The organism is Enterobacter sp. BNK-18 (assembly GCF_047456135.1).
Lineage (GTDB): Bacteria > Pseudomonadota > Gammaproteobacteria > Enterobacterales > Enterobacteriaceae > Enterobacter > Enterobacter ludwigii.
This window is the reverse complement of sequence record NZ_CP179899.1, coordinates 2,863,936-2,883,086: the sequence shown is the minus strand read 5'-3', so window position 1 is coordinate 2,883,086 and position 19,151 is coordinate 2,863,936. Positions and strand designations below refer to the sequence as shown.

Annotated in this window: 18 protein-coding genes and 3 tRNA genes; 10 read left to right on the top strand and 11 right to left on the bottom strand. The window is 54.3% G+C overall.

Annotated features, from left to right (window positions below):
• Positions 1-15 precede the first annotated feature (15 nt).
• On the bottom strand, positions 16-1,347 hold the full coding sequence (argA, locus tag ACMGG3_RS13840; protein ID WP_020883786.1) for an amino-acid N-acetyltransferase: 1,332 nt from the start codon (positions 1,345-1,347) through the stop codon (positions 16-18).
• Between the two features lie 226 nt (positions 1,348-1,573).
• Between argA and amiC the strand changes: the two genes are divergently transcribed.
• On the top strand, positions 1,574-2,827 hold the full coding sequence (amiC, locus tag ACMGG3_RS13835) for an N-acetylmuramoyl-L-alanine amidase AmiC (protein ID WP_020883787.1): 1,254 nt from the start codon (positions 1,574-1,576) through the stop codon (positions 2,825-2,827).
• A gap of 87 nt (positions 2,828-2,914) precedes the next feature.
• On the opposite strand, the gene ACMGG3_RS13830 is transcribed toward amiC, so the two are convergent.
• From ACMGG3_RS13830 to ACMGG3_RS13820, 3 genes are all read right to left on the bottom strand, one after another.
• A tRNA-Met gene (locus ACMGG3_RS13830) sits at positions 2,915-2,991 on the bottom strand.
• A 44-nt stretch (positions 2,992-3,035) separates the two neighbouring features.
• A tRNA-Met gene (locus ACMGG3_RS13825) sits at positions 3,036-3,112 on the bottom strand.
• Positions 3,113-3,156: 44 nt separating this feature from the next.
• A tRNA-Met gene (locus ACMGG3_RS13820) sits at positions 3,157-3,233 on the bottom strand.
• Positions 3,234-3,442: 209 nt separating this feature from the next.
• Between ACMGG3_RS13820 and mltA the strand changes: the two genes are divergently transcribed.
• Both mltA and tcdA read left to right on the top strand, forming a co-directional pair.
• Entirely contained in the window at positions 3,443-4,540 is a 1,098-nt protein-coding gene (gene mltA / locus ACMGG3_RS13815) for a murein transglycosylase A (protein ID WP_025203349.1), read from the top strand.
• 76 nt (positions 4,541-4,616) lie between these two features.
• A complete protein-coding gene (tcdA, locus tag ACMGG3_RS13810; protein ID WP_006811804.1) occupies positions 4,617-5,423 on the top strand; it encodes a tRNA cyclic N6-threonylcarbamoyladenosine(37) synthase TcdA in 807 nt (268 codons plus the stop codon).
• Here tcdA and csdE read toward each other — a convergent pair.
• The gene (csdE, locus tag ACMGG3_RS13805; protein ID WP_014171435.1) at positions 5,414-5,860 is read right to left on the bottom strand and encodes a cysteine desulfurase sulfur acceptor subunit CsdE; all 447 of its coding nucleotides are present in this window, start codon (positions 5,858-5,860) and stop codon (positions 5,414-5,416) included. The two genes, tcdA and csdE, sit on opposite strands and share 10 nt — an antisense overlap.
• The gene (gene csdA / locus ACMGG3_RS13800) at positions 5,860-7,065 is read right to left on the bottom strand and encodes a cysteine desulfurase CsdA (protein WP_414149254.1); all 1,206 of its coding nucleotides are present in this window, start codon (positions 7,063-7,065) and stop codon (positions 5,860-5,862) included. Before csdA ends, csdE begins: the two co-directional genes overlap by 1 nt.
• A 202-nt stretch (positions 7,066-7,267) precedes the next feature.
• Between csdA and ACMGG3_RS13795 the strand changes: the two genes are divergently transcribed.
• From ACMGG3_RS13795 to rlmM, 4 genes are all read left to right on the top strand, one after another.
• Entirely contained in the window at positions 7,268-7,495 is a 228-nt protein-coding gene (locus tag ACMGG3_RS13795) for a YgdI/YgdR family lipoprotein (RefSeq protein ID WP_003862759.1), read from the top strand.
• A gap of 349 nt (positions 7,496-7,844) precedes the next feature.
• Entirely contained in the window at positions 7,845-8,762 is a 918-nt protein-coding gene (gene gcvA, locus ACMGG3_RS13790) for a glycine cleavage system transcriptional regulator GcvA (protein ID WP_014171433.1), read from the top strand.
• Between the two features lie 39 nt (positions 8,763-8,801).
• A complete protein-coding gene (locus ACMGG3_RS13785) occupies positions 8,802-9,197 on the top strand; it encodes a DUF423 domain-containing protein (protein ID WP_008499646.1) in 396 nt (131 codons plus the stop codon).
• Positions 9,190-10,290 (top strand): 23S rRNA (cytidine(2498)-2'-O)-methyltransferase RlmM, encoded by a 1,101-nt coding sequence (gene rlmM, locus ACMGG3_RS13780; RefSeq protein WP_020883791.1) that lies wholly within the window; start codon positions 9,190-9,192, stop codon positions 10,288-10,290. Before ACMGG3_RS13785 ends, rlmM begins: the two co-directional genes overlap by 8 nt.
• Positions 10,291-10,347: 57 nt before the next feature.
• On the opposite strand, the gene xni is transcribed toward rlmM, so the two are convergent.
• The 5 genes from xni to queF all read right to left on the bottom strand — a co-directional run bounded on the left by xni (position 10,348) and on the right by queF (position 16,782).
• Positions 10,348-11,103, bottom strand: a complete 756-nt coding sequence (gene xni, locus ACMGG3_RS13775; RefSeq protein ID WP_414149253.1) for a flap endonuclease Xni — start codon at positions 11,101-11,103, stop codon at positions 10,348-10,350.
• 112 nt (positions 11,104-11,215) lie between these two features.
• A complete protein-coding gene (locus ACMGG3_RS13770) occupies positions 11,216-12,583 on the bottom strand; it encodes an L-serine ammonia-lyase (RefSeq protein ID WP_414149252.1) in 1,368 nt (455 codons plus the stop codon).
• Positions 12,584-12,648: 65 nt separating this feature from the next.
• Positions 12,649-13,944 carry an HAAAP family serine/threonine permease gene (locus ACMGG3_RS13765; protein ID WP_020883794.1) on the bottom strand — a complete coding sequence of 432 codons (1,296 nt, stop codon included), beginning with the start codon at positions 13,942-13,944 and terminating at the stop codon, positions 12,649-12,651.
• A 514-nt stretch (positions 13,945-14,458) separates the two neighbouring features.
• Entirely contained in the window at positions 14,459-15,823 is a 1,365-nt protein-coding gene (ppnN, locus tag ACMGG3_RS13760; protein WP_032680379.1) for a nucleotide 5'-monophosphate nucleosidase PpnN, read from the bottom strand.
• A gap of 116 nt (positions 15,824-15,939) precedes the next feature.
• Complete coding sequence (gene queF, locus ACMGG3_RS13755) at positions 15,940-16,782, bottom strand: NADPH-dependent 7-cyano-7-deazaguanine reductase QueF (protein WP_014171427.1); 843 nt, start codon at positions 16,780-16,782, stop codon at positions 15,940-15,942.
• A gap of 69 nt (positions 16,783-16,851) precedes the next feature.
• Between queF and syd the strand changes: the two genes are divergently transcribed.
• From syd to truC, 3 genes are all read left to right on the top strand, one after another.
• Positions 16,852-17,397, top strand: a complete 546-nt coding sequence (gene syd, locus ACMGG3_RS13750; RefSeq protein WP_020883796.1) for a SecY-interacting protein — start codon at positions 16,852-16,854, stop codon at positions 17,395-17,397.
• A 630-nt stretch (positions 17,398-18,027) separates the two neighbouring features.
• Positions 18,028-18,357 carry a YqcC family protein gene (locus ACMGG3_RS13745; RefSeq protein WP_032678877.1) on the top strand — a complete coding sequence of 110 codons (330 nt, stop codon included), beginning with the start codon at positions 18,028-18,030 and terminating at the stop codon, positions 18,355-18,357.
• Positions 18,354-19,139 carry a tRNA pseudouridine(65) synthase TruC gene (gene truC, locus ACMGG3_RS13740; RefSeq protein WP_414149251.1) on the top strand — a complete coding sequence of 262 codons (786 nt, stop codon included), beginning with the start codon at positions 18,354-18,356 and terminating at the stop codon, positions 19,137-19,139. Before ACMGG3_RS13745 ends, truC begins: the two co-directional genes overlap by 4 nt.
• Positions 19,140-19,151 lie beyond the last annotated feature (12 nt).

The following is a 19,151-nucleotide window of genomic DNA, read 5'->3' as shown; positions in this document are numbered from 1 at the left end:
GGTGAGGGCTTCGTATTATCCCAGATCGGCCATCAGCACTTTTGACCGGCGCTGATAGTTGTACATCTCTTTCTTACTCTCCGGCAGTGATTCAATGTCCACCGGTGTAAATCCGCGCTCCTGGAACCAGTGAATGCTGCGTGTAGTCAACACGAACAGCTTGTTCAGCCCCATCTGACGCGCCTGAGCCGCCACGCGCTCAAGCAGCATTTCACCCCGTGAAGAGCTCCGGTAGTCAGGATGCACCGCCACGCAGGCCATTTCTCCGATCTGCTCTTCCGGGAACGGGTAGAGGGCGGCGCAGGCAATGGTCAGGTTATCGCGCTGAATAATGGTGAATTTGTCGATCTCCATCTCCAGCTGTTCGCGGGAGCGCCGAACCAGAATGCCCTGCTGTTCCAGTGGGCGAATCAGCTCCAGAATTCCGCCGATATCATTGATGGTGGCGCGACGGATCTGCTCCGCGCTCTCCATCACAATCTGGGTGCCGATACCATCGCGGGAGAACAGTTCCTGCAGCAGGGCACCGTCTTCCTGATAGCTGATCAGGTGGCTACGGCGTACGCCGCTGCGGCAGGCCTTCACGGCACCGCGCAAAAAACGCACGGTACCCGAGTGGTAATCCCCTTCGGCTTCCAGCGCTTCCACGCGAGCCTGGGCCTCATTCGGGAAGAGCTCTGGCACAATCACCCCTTCATCATTCACGACGCCCTGGGAAGAGCAAAACCCAATCATTTTCTCCGCCTTCAGCTTGATGGCCAACTGAGTGGCAATCTCTTCTGAGGTGAGGTTAAAGCTTTCACCGGTCACGGACACTGCCACAGGCCCCATCAGCACGATGGCACCGCTGTCCAGCTGGCGGTGAATGGCCTCTTCATCGATACGACGAATACGTCCGCTATGGCAATAGTCCACGCCATCGTCCACGCCGAGAGGCTGAGCGATGATAAAATTGCCGCTCACAACGTTGATGTGCGCGCCCTGCAGCGGTGTGTTGTTAAGGCTCATCGACAGGCGAGCGGTAATATCCAGCTGCAGCAAACCCGCCGCCTGTTTCACCAGCTCAAGGGTTTTCGCATCCGTGACGCGGGTATGTTTATGGTAAATCGGCTCGTGGTGATGCGCGGCCAGGTTGGCATCAATCTGCGGGCGCGCGCCATACACCACAACCAGGCGGATCCCGAGGCTGTGCAGCAGGCCAATGTCATTGACGATGCTGGAAAAGTTTTCATGCTCAATGGCTTCGCCGCCGAGCATGATGACAAACGTTTTTCCCCGATGGGCGTTGATATAGGGAACAGAATGGCGGAATCCCTGGACCAGTTCGGTTCTACGTTCCTTCACCATGACACAACCCTTAATGAATGTTTATTCGTAATTTCTGTATTTTTATTCGATTGTGGCCGTGTGTGCAAGCCTAAATTTTCTGCGACCCACAGAAATTGATAAGTAATCCGTGCGTTAGCGTATGAATGTTTACCCTTTTATAGATGACAGTTTATGCGTCATTCGTTAAAGTTTTCGGTCAATTTAGCGATTTTGTAAATCAATCACTTTCTTGCTCGGGAGAAGCATGTCGGGATCCAATTCAGCAATAAGCCGCCGCCGGTTGTTAAAAGGGGCAGGGGCGATGTGGTTGCTTAGCGTCAGCCAGGTGGGTCTTGCCGCCACCAGTCAGGTGGTGGCGGTGCGCGTCTGGCCGTCGTCGACCTATACACGCGTTACGGTAGAATCCAATCGGGTACTGAAATATAAGCAATTTGCTCTCAGCAATCCTGAACGTGTGGTGGTGGATCTCGAAGGTGTTAACCTCAACTCTGTGCTTAAGGGAATGGCGGCGCAGATCCGCGGCGACGATCCGTTTATCAAATCGGCGCGCGTGGGTCAGTTTGATCCGCAAACCGTGCGCATGGTGTTTGAGCTGAAGCAAAACGTTAAACCGCAGCTGTTTGCCCTGGCGCCTGTTGCGACGTTTAAAGAGCGTCTGGTCATGGATCTCTACCCGGCGAATGCGACGGATATTCAGGATCCGCTGCTGGCATTACTGGAAGACTACAACCAGGGCAACCTGGAGAAGCAGGTGCCACCGGCCCAGAGCGGTCCGCAGCCCGGAAAAGCAGGGCGCGATCGCCCGATTGTGATCATGCTTGATCCTGGCCATGGCGGCGAAGACTCGGGCGCAGTGGGGAAGTATCGTACCCGGGAAAAAGATGTGGTGCTGCAAATCGCCCGCCGGCTGAAGGCGCTGATCGATAAAGAAGGCAATATGCGCGCCTACATGACGCGAAACGAAGATGTCTTTATTCCACTGAAAGTCCGCGTGGCGAAAGCCCAGAAGCAGCGTGCAGACTTGTTCGTCTCGATCCATGCCGATGCGTTTACCAGCCGCCAGCCGAGCGGTTCGTCGGTGTTTGCGCTCTCGACTAAAGGGGCAACCAGCACCGCCGCAAGATTCCTGGCTGACTCTCAGAACGCCTCGGACCTGATTGGCGGCGTGAGCAAAAGTGGCGACCGCTATGTCGACCACACCATGTTTGATATGGTGCAGTCGCTGACCATCACCGACAGCCTGAAATTTGGTAAAGCGGTGCTGGGCAAGCTAGGCAATGTTAATAAGCTGCACAAAAACAGCGTTGAACAGGCCGGGTTCGCGGTGCTGAAGGCCCCGGATATTCCGTCGATTCTGGTCGAGACCGCGTTTATCAGTAACGTGGAAGAGGAGCGTAAGCTCAGGACGGCAAAATTCCAGCAGGAAGTGGCAGAGTCGATTCTGGCAGGGATCCGGGCGTATTTCTCAGATGGGGCGACGCTGGCAAGGCTTGGGTAGTTGAGTGCGCCGGGTAAACGCCCGGCAGTTTCACACACCGCAGATACAAAAAAACACCCTGAAGGGTGTTTATTGTTTTAGAAGTATTGGTTGCGGGGGCCGGATTTGAACCGACGACCTTCGGGTTATGAGCCCGACGAGCTACCAGGCTGCTCCACCCCGCGTCCGTCTTTCTACTCTTGTAGAAACTTACTTTTTCAAATTTGATTGGTTGCGGGGGCCGGATTTGAACCGACGACCTTCGGGTTATGAGCCCGACGAGCTACCAGGCTGCTCCACCCCGCGTCCGTCTTCCTACTGTCGTAGAAGATACTTCATCAAATTTTAATTGGTTGCGGGGGCCGGATTTGAACCGACGACCTTCGGGTTATGAGCCCGACGAGCTACCAGGCTGCTCCACCCCGCGTCCGTGGAAGCGCACTATACTCGGTTAGGTTTGTGATGCAACCCCTTTTTCACATAAATCATTAACTTTGTATGTAAATTGAACGGCGTTGCGATATTTGGACTATTTTTTGCTCAGAATTTGCCAAAGGGCATGTGATTCCGTTTCTTTAGAACAGTGGGTTTGTTATCTTCATCACGCGGTAATGGGCAACTTAAAGACGAGATATAATGAAAGGACGTTGGGCGAAGTATCTAATGACAGGGGCAATGGTAGCCATTCTTGCGGCCTGCTCTTCTAAACCGACCGATCGCGGTCAACAGTATAAAGACGGGAAGCTATCCCAGCCTTTCTCTTTAGTTAATCAACCTGATGCCGTTGGCGCACCGATCAACGCCGGAGACTTTTCCGAGCAGGTTTACCAGATCCGCAACGCGTCGCCACGTCTGTATGGCTCACAGAGCAGCGTTTATAACGCGGTACAGGACTGGCTGCGCGCGGGCGGTGATACGCGCAATATGCGCCAGTTTGGTATCGACGCCTGGCAGATGGAAGGGGCGGACAACTATGGCAACGTCCAGTTTACCGGCTACTACACCCCGGTTATCCAGGCGCGACACACGCGTCAGGGCGAGTTCCAGTATCCCATTTACCGAATGCCGCCTAAACGCGGTCGTCTGCCGTCCCGCGCTGAGATCTACTCCGGTGCGCTGAGCGAAAACTACGTTCTGGCCTACAGCAACTCGCTGATGGACAACTTCATCATGGATGTTCAGGGCAGCGGCTATATCGACTTTGGCGATGGCTCCCCCCTGAACTTCTTCAGTTATTCCGGTAAAAACGGTCATGCCTATCGCAGCATTGGTAAAGTGCTGATCGACAGAGGCGAAGTGAAAAAAGAAGACATGTCGATGCAGGCGATCCGCGAGTGGGGTGAAAAACACAGCGAAGCCGAAGTGCGTGAGCTGCTGGAACAGAACCCGTCGTTTGTCTTCTTTAAACCGCAAAACTTTGCGCCAGTGAAAGGGGCGAGTGCCGTTCCACTGATTGGCCGCGCCTCGGTAGCTTCGGATCGTTCTATTATTCCTGCGGGCACCACGCTGCTGGCGGAAGTGCCTCTGCTGGATAACAACGGCAAATTTAACGGTCAGTACGAGCTACGTCTGATGGTCGCGCTGGATGTCGGCGGTGCGATTAAAGGTCAGCACTTCGATATTTATCAGGGCATTGGCCCGGATGCGGGGCACCGTGCAGGCTGGTATAACCACTATGGGCGCGTATGGGTGCTCAAGGCAGCCCCTGGCAGCGGTAACGTATTCAGCGGCTGATTGTGGTATTCTGAGTCGTACTGAATTAACAGAGAAGGGTGAGGAATAACCTCACCCTTTTGACATCTGAGGTTTTATGTCTGTAGTAATCAGCGATGCCTGGCGTCAGCGTTTTGGCGGCACGGCACGTCTATATGGTGAAAAAGCCCTGCAGCTGTTTGCGGATGCGCATGTCTGCGTCGTGGGAATTGGCGGTGTTGGCTCCTGGGCGGCGGAAGCGCTGGCGAGAACCGGCATTGGCGCGATCACGCTGATTGATATGGATGACGTTTGCGTCACCAACACCAACCGTCAAATCCATGCCCTGCGCGATAACGTCGGGCTGGCGAAATCTGAGGTGATGGCGGAGCGTATTCGCCTGATTAACCCGGAATGCCGCGTGACGGTGATCGATGACTTTGTGACGGCAGATAACGTCGCCGAATACATGAGTAAAGGCTACAGCTATGTCATCGACGCGATCGACAGCGTGCGTCCAAAAGCGGCGTTGATTGCCTACTGTCGGCGTTACAAGGTTCCTCTGGTTACCACCGGGGGGGCTGGCGGGCAAATCGATCCCACGCAGATTCAGGTGGCCGATTTGGCAAAGACGATTCAGGACCCGCTGGCGGCCAAGCTGCGCGAGCGCTTAAAAAGCGATTTTAACGTCGTGAAAAACAGTAAAGGCAAGCTGGGCGTTGACTGTGTCTTTTCCACTGAAGCCCTGGTCTACCCGCAGGCTGACGGTTCGGTGTGTGCGATGAAAAGCACGGCGGAAGGGCCAAAAAGGATGGATTGTGCCTCAGGCTTTGGTGCGGCCACCATGGTGACCGCCTCTTTCGGCTTTGTAGCCGTCTCTCACGCCCTGAAGAAAATGATGGCGAAGGCGGAACGTCAGGCCTGAGCCTGACGCGCGGCATCCTGTACCGCCTCACTGAGCGCGACCAGACCCTGACCGCGCGAGGCGCTGAGCTGCGCCCGTAGCCCCAGTTCATCGAACAATGCCAGCGGCGAGTGCGTCAGCAGCTCCGCCGCGCTTTTCCCTTCCACAGCGGTTAACAGTACCGCCAGCAGCCCGCGAACGATACGCCCTTCGCTGTCGCCAAAGAAATGCAGTTTTTCACCGGATACCGTGCACCCCAGCCAGACGCGGTTCTCGCAGCCGGAAATCTCTTTCGCCTGCGCTTTGCGTTCGTCTGACAGCGCCGGCAACTGCTTGCCGAGCAGGATCAGCTGGCGATATTTATCTTCCCATTGCAACAGCGGGGCGAAAGTCTGTTTTAAGGTCTCTTCTGTGATGACCGTGCCAAACGGATGCTCGGCTAACGCTGAACTCGTCATTAATCCACCAGTATTTCAAGGGCGCGGTCAACGGCATCAACCAGCGCATCCACATCGCTTTGCGTATTATACGGCGCAAACGATGCACGCAGCGTACCGCTAACACCCAGTGCGGCCAGTAATGGTTGCGCGCAGTGCTGGCCGGCACGCAGGGCAATGCCATACCCGGCAAGCAGCGTAACCATATCGCTATGATGAACGCCGGCAAAATCAAAGGCCAGCAGGCTTGAGTCCTGCACGCGGAACGATCGAAAACCCGGACGTTTCTGCAGCGCTTCTTCTGCAAGCGTCGCCAGACCCCGGCTCCAGCGTTCTGCCTGAGCGATATCCGTTTCAGCCAGCCATTCAAGCGCGGCACTCAGGCCGATGACGCCTGCGACGTTCGGCGTTCCGGCTTCCAGACGGTAAGGGACATCCTGAGTTTTAAAGCTCTCAAAGGTCACCTCGGTGATCATTTTGCCTCCCCCAAGCCACGGCGTCATTTGCGCCAGCAGGGTCGGTTTTCCGTACAGCACCCCGATCCCGGTTGGGCCATACAGCTTATGTCCTGAGAAGGCATAAAAATCAATATCCAGCTTTTGTACATCAGCGGGGAAATGCACCACGCCCTGGGCACCGTCAACCATCACCACCATGTCGTTAGCGTGGGCCACGTCGATGGCCAGAGCCAGATCCGGGCAACCCCCTGTGACGTTCGACATTTGTCCAAGTGCCAGAATGCGGCTGCGGGGGGTAATGAACTCAGATAAGCGTGCTACGTCTGGCAGAAGATCTGCACCCAGCGGCAGTTTCACAATGCGCGCGCCCGTTTGCTCAGCCACCATCAGCCATGGAACCAGGTTGGCGTGATGTTCTGCCTCGCTGACAATAATTTCATCGCCGGGCTTTAGCCGCGGGCGCGCATAGCACTGGGCCACCATGTTAATGGCTTCAGTCGTGCCTCGCGTCCAGACGATGTTTTTCCCGCTTTCGGCGTTGATCAAGCGTGCGACCTGATCGCGTGCGGCTTCATAGCGCGCGGTTAATCGCTGTGCTTCGGCAAACTGGCTACGGTGCACGTTCCCGGCGCTCAGGCTGTAGAACTGCTGCGTCGCTTCAATGACTGCCTGAGGCTTAAGGGCGGTGGCTGCGCTATCAAGGTAAATACCGGCATCGGCCAGCGCCGGGAACTGTGCGCGAAACTGCGCGGGACTGAAAGCGTTCATGGAATTCCTCATCTCAATAGTGAGATCGTCGCGCAATTTCATCGGCAGGGCAAGGAGGTTGATATCTATCAGATTTGTCTGCTAATCCTCACTTATCCTGGCGACTCTGAAAAAGCAGGTTATGCTAAATAAGGTTAGGTGAATGTTTAAGCCTGTTATAAATCGATGTTTGAATAGCATTAATTGCTAAAGGAGAATAAGCATGAAAAAGACAGCCGCCATTATCTCTGCCTGTGCGTTGACCTTTGCCCTGAGCGCCTGTTCCGGTAACAACTACGTAATGCATACTAACGATGGCCGTTCTATCGTCTCTGAAGGGAAACCGACAACCGATAACGACACCGGTATGATTTCGTATAAAGATGCGAACGGTAACAAGCAGCAGATTAATCGCACTGACGTGAAGGAAATGAAAGAAATCGAGCATTAATCGATCGCAGGCGAAAAAAAAGCACCGCAAATTGGCGGTGCTACATTAATCACTATGGACAGACAGGGTAAATGTACAGGAAGTGAAAAATTGGTAGCGTTGCTACCGTGGTCTGAATCGCAGACCAATTGCAAACACAACAACACAACATCACAACCGTAAGCCAAAAGCCCTTCAGAACACGCATTCCGAAAAAAGCTCTTCGTTCCGGCTCAGGAAGTGCCGCCACTATAGGTATTTGCTGGTAGTTCCTCAACGGACAAATTATAATGGCTCAGATAAAAAAAACTAATAGGTTAAACATTGTTTCCTGTTTGTTAAATCTCGTTAACATCTAAGCCAGATAACCATGTCGAAGCGATTGCCACCCCTAAATGCATTACGTGTTTTTGATGCAGCAGCACGTCACCTGAGTTTCACGCGCGCAGCCGATGAGCTTTTTGTGACACAGGCCGCAGTAAGTCACCAAATCAAGTCTCTGGAGGATTTCCTGGGCCTTAAGCTGTTCCGTCGGCGCAACCGTTCGTTACTGTTGACCGAAGAGGGGCAGAGCTATTTTCAGGATATTAAAGAGATTTTTTCCCAGCTCACGGAAGCCACGCGCAAGCTGCAGGCCCGCAGTGCAAAAGGCGCGCTGACGGTAAGTTTATTACCCAGTTTTGCCATTCAGTGGCTGGTGCCAAGACTCACAAGCTTTAACTCAGCTTATCCGGGAATCGACGTTCGAATCCAGGCGGTGGACCGTCAGGAAGACAAGCTGGCCGATGATGTGGACGTCGCCATTTTTTATGGCCGCGGTAACTGGCCAGGCTTGCGTGTCGAAAAATTATACGCAGAATATCTGCTGCCGGTCTGTTCACCGCTGCTCTTAACGGGCGAAAAGGCGCTGAAGACCCCCGCTGACCTGGCGCGACATACGCTTTTACATGATGCTTCTCGCCGTGACTGGCAAACTTATACCCGTCAATTAGGTCTTAATCATATAAACGTGCAGCAGGGCCCCATTTTTAGCCACAGCGCAATGGTGTTACAGGCTGCCATTCACGGGCAAGGCGTGGCGTTGGCGAATAACGTCATGGCGCAGTCCGAAATTGAGGCAGGCCGTCTGGTTTGTCCATTTAATGATGTGCTGGTCAGCAAGAACGCGTTTTATCTGGTTTGTCATGACAGTCAGGCAGAACTGGGTAAAATAGCCGCTTTCCGACAGTGGATTCTGGCGAAAGCGGCGAGTGAGCAAGAAAAATTCCGCTTCAGGTATGAACAGTAACTTTTGTGTGCCGGGCACGCATCACTTTAGGATTTAAACATGACCAGCCGATTCATGCTGATTTTTGCCGCGGTGAGTGGCTTTATTTTTGTTGCACTGGGCGCCTTTGGCGCACATGTATTAAGCAAGTCGTTGGGGGCGGTAGAAATGGGCTGGATCCAGACCGGCCTTGAATACCAGGCATTCCACACGCTGGCGATTTTTGGGCTGGCGGTGGCAATGCAGCGCCGCATCAGCATCTGGTTTTACTGGAGCAGCGTATTCCTGGCGTTAGGCACCGTGTTGTTCAGCGGTAGTCTGTACTGCCTGGCGCTTTCGCATTTACGCCTGTGGGCGTTTGTTACACCTGTCGGCGGCGTCAGCTTCCTGGCAGGTTGGGTATTAATGTTTATCGGAGCCATCCGTCTGAAACGCAAGGGCGTTGTTCATGAATAAGGTTGTTTTATATTGTCGCCCGGGGTTTGAGAAAGAGTGCGCCGCGGAAATTACTGATAAAGCGGCGAAGCGCGAAGTCTTTGGCTTTGCACGCGTTAAAGAAAATGCCGGCTACGTCGTATTCGAGTGCTACCAGCCTGAGGATGCGGATAAACTCGCGCGTGAGCTGCCGTTCAGCTCACTGATCTTCGCTCGCCAGATGTTTGTCGCCGGTGAACTGCTCAAAGATCTTCCGCCGGAAGACCGCATCACGCCGGTTGTGGGTATGCTGCAGGGCGTCGTGGAAAAGGGTGGCGAGCTGCGTGTTGAAGTCGCGGATACCAACGAAAGCAAAGAGCTGATGAAGTTCTGCCGTAAGTTCACCGTACCGCTGCGCGCTGCACTGCGTGACGCAGGCGTGCTGACAAACTACGAAACGCCAAAACGTCCGGTGGTGCATATATTCTTTATCGCCCCCGGCTGCTGCTATACGGGTTACTCCTACACCAACAACAACTCTCCCTTCTTCATGGGCATTCCGCGTCTGAAATTCCCTTCAGATGCGCCAAGCCGTTCTACCCTGAAGCTGGAAGAGGCGTTCCACGTGTTTATCCCGGCGGATGAGTGGGATGAGCGTCTGGCGAACGGCATGTACGCGGTCGATCTCGGCGCGTGTCCGGGCGGCTGGACCTATCAACTGGTGAAACGCAACATGTGGGTCTCTTCGGTTGATAACGGCCCGATGGCCCAGAGCCTGATGGATACCGGACAGGTCACCTGGCTGCGTGAAGATGGTTTCCGCTATCGTCCCACCCGCAACAACATCTCCTGGATGGTGTGCGATATGGTTGAGAAACCGGCAAAAGTGGCCGCGCTGATGGCCTCCTGGCTGGTGAACGGCTGGTGCCGTGAGACTATCTTTAACCTCAAGCTGCCGATGAAAAAGCGCTATGAGGAAGTCTCGCAAAACCTGGCCTATATCCAGGCGCAAATGGATGAGCACGGCATTAACGTGGAGATTCAGGCGCGCCAGCTGTATCACGACCGCGAAGAAGTGACGGTGCACATTCGTCGCTGGTGGGCAGCTGTCGGCGGACGTCGCGACGAGCGATAATACGCGTTACATTGCCCGGTGGCGTTTTGCTTGCCGGGCGATTCATCTGAAAACGATTTAACGTTCTAAGCGCAACTGCTGCAAGTTCCCGTCCAGCTGTAAATCCGTCTGTAATGTCGCCACATCCCGGCAGATAAAGGCCATCTCTTTATGCGCCTCCAGCTTTTTGCGCCATTTTTCCGGGACCTCGTCCAGCCTGGCGTAAATCCCTTCCAGACTCTGAAAATCCGTCAGCAGTTGGGCGGCACTCTTCGGCCCGATGCCTGCCACTCCCGGAACCTTCGAGCTGCTTATTCCGGCCAGCCCCCAGTAGTCAGGAAGTTGTTCCGGCGAGACGCCAAACTCACTGGTGATAAAGGGGGCATCAAGCCAGCGCTTCTGGAAGTAATCGCGGATGCGGACGGTGGGCGAAAGCAGCTGGCAGTAGCCTTTATCAGTTGAGACGATGGTGGCCTGATGCCCGGCGTTCGCGACCTTGACGGCTAACGTGGCGGCCAGATCATCGGCTTCATTGCCATGGGCTCCCCAGCAGGGAACGCCGCGCTGTTCAAAGGCGGCGCGAATGGCTGGCATTTCGGCATGCAAATCGTCAGGCATTGGTGCGCGCCCGGCCTTGTAGTCGGGAAGGCGCTGGTGTCGCCAGCCGCTGTTACGCGCTTCGTCATCAAAAACGGCAACCACATGGGTCGGTTCGCTATGGCGGATAAGTTGCTCCAGCGCGTGCAGACACGTGTCCTTACAGGGCGTACCTTGCACCGCATGGATCCGGCGAATAAGGTTGAGCGCATCGACGATAAGCAAATGAACAGCCACAGATAATCTCCCTTCTGTTTAATGGGGGAAGGGTAACATTGTCAGCGGTGGGAAACTATGTGCGGTGGGGAAAACAGGAAGAAGCCTCGCAAAACGAGGCTTCCTGAAAGGCTTAATCGCAGGTCACGATCTTCATCGCCAGGCCGCCGCGAGATGTTTCGCGGTATTTGGCGTTCATATCTTTACCTGTTTCGTACATGGTTTCGATAACTTTATCGAGGCAAACGCGCGGTTCACTGGTACGACGCAGCGCCATACGTGCGGCGTTGACCGCCTTCACGGAGGCGATGGCGTTACGCTCGATGCAAGGCACCTGTACCTGTCCGGCAACCGGGTCGCAGGTCAGTCCCAGGTTATGTTCCATGCCGATTTCAGCCGCAATACAGACCTGTGTCGGGCTTGCGCCCAGCAGTTCTGCCAGACCCGCCGCAGCCATGGAGCAGGCGACGCCAACTTCACCCTGACAGCCTACTTCTGCACCGGAAATGGAGGCGTTCATCTTGTACAGTGAACCAATCGCACTGGCGACCAGCAGGTAGCGTGCCAGCGAGTTCGCGTTCACTTCGCGGATAAACTTGTCGTAGTACGCCAGTACCGCCGGAACGATACCGCAGGCGCCGTTAGTCGGTGCTGTCACCACGCGGCCACCCGCAGCGTTCTCTTCGTTTACCGCCAGCGCGAACATATTGATCCAGTCAACGACCGCCATGGGGTCCGTGGTCGTTTTGTCGGTGCTCACGAGCATCCGACGCAGCGCTGCCGCACGGCGTGGTACGCGAAGCTTACCGGGCAGAACACCTTCGGTAGTGATCCCGCGTTCGATACCGCCGCGCATGACTTCCCAGATGTTGGTGAAGTGCTGCTCCAGTTCCGCTTTGCTGTGCAGGGCCAGCTCGTTTTTCATCATCAGGCCGGAAAGGGAGAGACCCGTTTCCTGGCAGTGACGCTGAAGATCCGCCGCGGTTTTGTACGGATAAGGCACGTCAACGGAGGATGTGCTGGTTTCACCAAAGTGGTCTTCGTCGACGATAAACCCGCCGCCGATAGAGTAGTAAGTCTGGCTGTATACCGCTTTGTCGCCTGCCAGTGCGGTAATACGCATTCCGTTTTCGTGCAGTGACAGGTTGTCTGCATGGAAATTCATGCAATGATCAACCGGGAATTCCACTTCATGTTCGCCATTTGCCAGCAGCAGGCGACCGTGGGTATTGACGTCCTGGATGAAACCAGGGATCGCATCAATATCAACGGTATCCGGCAGGTTTCCTGCCAGGCCCATGATAATGGCGATATCGGTATGGTGGCCCTTACCTGTCAGGGAGAGAGAGCCGTACACATCGACAACCACGCGGGTTACGTCGTGCAAAATGCCGCGCGCAATCAAGTCATCCGTGAACTGCTTACCGGCTTTCATTGGTCCGACGGTGTGAGAGCTGGAAGGACCAATACCGATTTTGAAAATATCGAATACGCTAATCATGATGCGTCCATTGCTTTCAGTCAGAGGGGGAGGAGTGCGCCGTCCTGAGACGGCGCGGGTGATAATCAGAACATGGTGTACAGGGAGTAGAAGATTGCGGAGATAGCGATAAGCCCCATGATAACCACGAAGATATTGCTAATCTGACCGCTGTACTTGCGCATGGCAGGTACTTTCTGAATCGCGTACATCGGCATCAGGAACAGAATCATCGCGATAACCGGGCCGCCCAGGGTTTCAATCATGCCCAGGATGCTTGGGTTCAGCGTGGCAACTGCCCAGGTGGTGACCAGCATGAACAGCGCGGTCATCTTGTTCAGTTTGTTGACTTCAATGCTCTTGCCTTTACCGCGCAGAGATTTAATCACCATACCGTTGAAGCCTTCACGTGCGCCCAGGTAGTGGCCGAGGAAGGATTTGGTAATGGCGATGATCGCGATGATAGGTGCCATCCACGCGATGACCGGTGCGTTAAAGTGGTTCGCCAGGTAAGACAGAATGGTGATGTTCTGCTCTTTCGCTGCCGCCAGATCCGCCGGGGAGAGGCTCAGTACACAGCTGAAGACGAAGAACATAACGGTCAGCACCATCATGATGTGCGCACGCGCCAGGATGCTGGAGCACTTCTTCTCTGCACCGTCGCCGTACTCTTCACGCTTCGCCACGGCGAAGGAGGAGATGATCGGTGAGTGGTTAAAGGAGAATACCATCACCGGGATCGCCAGCCACAGGGTCATCAGCAGGCCGTTACCGGTCGCAGATGCGCTGCTAAGGGAGAGCGTTTCCAGCGCGGCACCGTGCCACTGTGGAATCAGATACAGCGCCAGTACCATCAGTGCAGCCACAAACGGGAACACCAGGATGCTCATCGCTTTCACGATCATCTGCTCACCGAAACGGACAATGGTCATCATGCCCACAATCAGGATCAGAGACAGAATGGCACGCGGTGGTGGCGTCATGTGCAGCTGGTGCAGCATGAAGCTTTCAACGGTGTTAGTGATTGCAACGCTGTAAACCAGCAAAATAGGGTAAATCGCGAAGAAGTAGAGCAGGGTAATCAGTTTACCTGCGCCCACGCCGAAATGTTCTTCAACGACTTCAGTAATGTCTTCGCCAGGATTTTTACCGGACAGCACGAAGCGGGTCAGGCCGCGGTGCGCAAAGTAGGTCATCGGGAAGGCAATGATAGCCATGATGATCAGCGGAATCAGACCGCCGACGCCTGCGTTAATAGGAAGGAACAATACACCAGCGCCGATAGCTGTGCCGTAAAGGCCAAGCATCCACATGGTATCTGATTTGCGCCAACCACTTCGGGATTCAATCGAAGCAACGGTGCTGGTTTGAGTGGTTTCCATCTGTATCTCCTGGAGGAAGCAAATTGTCAGGTTTGTAGTCAAATCCGATGAAAAAATGCCTGACGGTAATATGAAATTCGTTCAGTGACGGTTTTTTAATAATTTTCGCCCGTAACTATTGGCGGGCGGAAAGATACATTCTCGTTATGAATCTATCAGTGATCCCGATCCCAATTGCAATAATCCACTTTTGATGTGGGCATCTTTAGACCATTTATCTATTAAAAAAACATCGAATAGGATTTACGGGCGCGAAGGCTACCATCAACAACATGTGAGCTAAAAGAGCACCCGCGAAGATAGGTGTCTTACGCTGTAAAGAAATGGGTTTTTAGGATTTTCTGGCAGGTAATTTAGTTTAAGGCTGATAATTTACGGTTGTAAAAACGAGGTAATCGTTTGCGTGGTGTCAGAGTTTGTAAAAGGTATAAGCAATATCTATGAGTTGTTTCGGTAATAAAAAAGCCGGGCCCCACAGCATCGTGGCCCGGCTTTTATCAGGAGAGTGAAAATGTTACGTGCAGATTTCGTAGCAAGGAATGTACGCTGACCCGGGTAGCTTCATGCGGTGCTGGGCAACAAAGCCCTGCAGCATGTCATCCATGCGGCGCATCATTTCGCGATCGCCATGGATCTTATACGGACCATACTTCTCGATAGCACGGATACCCATCTCTTTCACGTTACCCGCCACGATGCCGGAGAAGGCGCGTCGCAGGTCGGCAGCCAGGACTTCTACCGGCTGGTCCGGGTACAGTTTCAGGTTGGCCATGTTTTCGTGCGAGGGTTCGAACGGGATCTGCAGGTCCGGCGCGATGCGGATTGACCAGTTAAAGCTGTAGGCATCTCCGGTGTCGCGACGGTTCTCTTTAACCAGCGGCATCGCTTTTTTCATCTGACGCGCCACTTCTGCCGCATCGTCAATGATGATGCGATAGTGACGACGCGCGGTTTCCCCCAGCGTATGCACGATAAACTCGTCCAGTACGCGGAAGTAGTCAGCGCTCTCTTTCGGCCCGGTCAGGATCAACGGCAGAACCTGATCTTTGTTAGCCGGATTCATCAGAATACCCAGCAGGTAGAGCAGCTCTTCTGCGGTTCCCACGCCGCCCGGGAAGATGATTATCCCGTGGGCGATACGGACGAACGCCTCAAGGCGCTTCTCGATATCCGGCATAATAATCAGTTCGTTAACCAGCGGGTTAGGTGGCTCAGCGGCGATGATCGACGGCTCGGTCATGCCGATAAAGCGCCCTTCTTTGTAACGCTGCTGAGCGTGTCCCACTGCCGCGCCTTTCATTGGCGCTTCCATCGCCCCGGGACCGCAGCCGGTACAGATATTCAGCTCACGCAGGCCGAGTTGGTTACCCACCCGACGGGCATAGAGATATTCGGTTTCGTTAATCGAGTGACCACCCCAGCAGACGACCATATTAGGGGCTTCGCCCACGTGCAGGGCGCGGGCGTTACGTAAAATGGAGAACACCAGATTGGTGATATGTACCGAGCTTTCCAGGTCAAGATGCTGGAAGCGGCCTGCGTTGTGGATCTGCCCGTTAACAAACAGGATGTCACGCAGCACGGCAAACAGGTTGGCCTGAAGGGAGCGAATGATGCGTCCGTCCACAAAGGCCTCTTCCGGCGGGTTGATCACTTCAAGTTTCACGCCACGCTCGCGGCGCAGCACGTTGATATCAAAGTTTTCGAAGCGGGACAGCAGCTCTTTACTGTTGTCGGTCAGGCTTCCGGAGTTCAGTACGGCAAGTGAACAGTTACGAAACAATTGATAAAGATCGCTGCTGGCCGTGCGTTTAAGCATGTCCACTTCCAGCTGCGACAACATATCCATTGAGCCAAGAGGGCTAATATGTGTAATCAAGTGAGCTCCTTACGGGACGATTATCGTCTTTCCCTGTTGATTACAATAGCCCTGGCTTACGACGTTTCACAACCTAAAGCGCGGAATAGACCGCGCATATTGCGAAAATATTTAGGTTACTGGCGTACAAGACGGCCGGTGGCAGGCACAAAGTCCGTGTTGGTGCGCCATGGATTGATATCCAGACCACCACGGCGGGTGTAGCGCGCATAAACGCTTAACGTTTCGGGATGACAGAAACGCTGAATATCATTAAAGATGCGCTCCACGCACTGCTCGTGGAATTCGTTGTGATGGCGGAACGACACCAGGTAGCGCAGCAGTTTTTCCCGGTCAATCTTCGGACCGCGATACTGGATCTGCACGGAGCCCCAGTCCGGCTGATGGGTGATCAGGCAGTTGGATTTCAGTAAATGACTTACCAGCGTCTCTTCAACGGTCTTTCCGCTTGCCGCATTTTCGAGGTAATCGGTACTGAATTCGTAATTATCCACTGCGATATCCTGATCGTCGATGCAGGTACCGTTGAAGTGGGCAACCGGCTGCCCTTCCAGCTCATTCAGACGATAGAGTGACACGCTCACCTTGCCCTGTGCGCAGGCGCTTAAATCCCGCTCCAGGGTATGCTGAACCTCTTCCTGACTGTCGAATTTGGTCTGGTTAAAGCTGTTGAGATAGAGCTTAAAGCTTTTGGATTCCACCAGGTTCTGGCTGGCATAATCCAGTTCAACATGGCCCACTGCGACCTGCGGCAGACCGCGGGCGTTGAGCCAGGAAAGCTCGTAGAGCGTCCAGATATCACCGCCAACAAACGGCAGCGCGTCAGCGCGCAGGCCCAGAGGATCGCGATTCAGACTGCGCGGTACGCCCTGCAGCAGGCCTGCATCGTAGGTGTCGCGGTAATCGGTCGATTTACCCAGCGTTAAGCCCGTTAACGCCTGATGATTTTCGTAAGACATGTTTCATAGCCACTTTACAGGTACACTTATGGGCTGAGTTTATCCTGTCTTACAAGAAGAGAGAAATCGGTGGACATCGAAACTGCAAATGCCCTCACTGCCTTCACGACCCGCTATTGCGATGCATGGCATGAAACGCACGGCACATGGCCGCAAAGCACTGACTTATATGGTGTACCTTCGCCATGTATTATCTCTTCTCCGGATGATTACGTTATCTGGCAACCGCAACCCCCGACGGGTGAGCAAAATGTAAATGCGGTTGAACGGGCAATGGACATTGTGGTACAACCAGCGGTTCACGCGTTTTATACCACGCAATTTGCAGGGGATATGCCTGCGCGATTTGCTGATATCACGCTGACGCTGTTGCAGACCTGGAGTGAAGACGATCTGCAGCGTGTTCAGGAAAACCTGATTGGTCATCTGGTCACGCAAAAGCGCCTTAAGCTTTCTCCGACGCTCTTTATTGCCACGCTGGACAGTGAACTGGACGTTATCTCAGTCTGCAACCTGTCTGGTGAAGTGGTTAAAGAGACCATCGGTACCCGCAATCGCGAGACTCTCGCACCCTCACTTGCGGAATTCCTCACCCGACTTGAGCCACTTCTGTAATCCACGATGCTATCGCGCGTGTGAGAGATCTCTTACAGAGTTGTGAGAGATCGCTGGATCATTCAATATTACCTTATTTAATTAAGATTAACATTACTCTATTTTTCAATATGTTAATGAGGTATCGCCGCGTCCAGGGGGGCACGGGACGACTTACAGCGCTGCCAGCATGGGTTGTAAGACGAAGCAGAATAGCGGATTCTAGTTGTGTCGACAGGACGCCGACACGAGAAACGAACATCAGGATGATGGCGTTTCTCACCAGGAACACGTCAGGATGACGCTGCAGGAAGGCTTCAGGATGAAGCAAAAGGATCGCGCAGGATGCGTAAGGGACACCTCCAGGAAGGGAGAATGAGAGCCGGTCAGGATGGTCGGTGGGTCAGGATGGCCAGGACGTTTCAGGATGAAACAAACACATCAGGACGATGTGAGCAGGATGCACAAGGTGAAGGATGACCAGGCCTTCGGGCTTCAGGAAAAGTTGTCACGGATGAGCAGGGAGCACGAATTGTAGCTGGATTGCTGCGGAACGAACCGGGAGCACTGTTTTTACAGTGCTCCCTTTTTTTATTTCTGTCTCCTGCAATGCTATGCTGCGCGCCGTTCACTTTTTCAGTTGAGGTTACTATGACGCAACACGATAGCGTTCGTGCCCGGTTGCACGCCATCGAGGCATTATTGCGCCAACATCAGCTGTGGCAGGAGACCGCGCCGCAGCCAGAAGCCTTCGCAAGCACTCAGCCGTTCTGTCTGGATACGCTGGCACCGTTCGAATGGCTCCAGTGGGTATTAATTCCGCGTATGCACGCGCTGCTCGACGGTGGCCACCCGCTGCCGCAGGCGTTCGCTGTTGCGCCTTACTATGAAATGGCGCTGGACGCGACCCACCCTGCGCGCGATGTCATGCTGATTGAGCTGGAAAAGCTGGATGCTGTGTTTGCCGGTGAAGATGCATGACGCTTGAGATCCTCTATCAGGATGAGTGGCTGGTCGCGGTAAACAAACCGTCTGGCTGGCTGGTGCACCGAAGCTGGCTGGACCGCGATGAAAAAGTGGTGGTGATGCAAACCGTGCGCGACCAGATTGGTCAGTACGTCTTTACGGCTCATCGTCTCGACAGGCCAACCTCCGGTGTGTTGCTGATGGGGCTTTCCAGCGAAGCGGGCCGCCTGCTGTCGCAGCAGTTTGAACAGCACCAGATCCAGAAACGCTACCACGCGATCGTTCGTGGCTGGCTGACGGAGAGCGCCACGCTCGATTATCCGCTGGTGGAAGAGCTGGACAAAATTGCCGATAAATTTGCCCGCGATGACAAAGGCCCGCAGCCCGCCGTGACGGATTACCGCGGCATGGCGACCACGGAAATGCCGGTGGCAACCAGCAAGTTTCCGACCACCCGCTACAGTCTGGTTGAGCTGTTGCCCAAAACCGGGCGCAAACACCAGCTCCGCCGTCACCTGAAACATCTGCGTCATCCGATTATCGGTGACAGCAAGCACGGCGATTTGCGCCAGAACCGCAGTGCTGCCGAACATTTTGGCTGCGACCGCCTGATGCTGCATGCCAGTGAACTGAGCCTGATGCACCCGTTTACCGGCGAACCGCTGACTCTCCATGCGGGGCTGGACAACGTCTGGATGCAGGCCCTGTCACAGTTTGGCTGGCTGGGGCAACTCCCCGAAAATGAAAGGGTTGAGTTTGTATCGGGCAACGTTCAGGATGAACAGCAAGCGCAATAATCAAGGAAATAC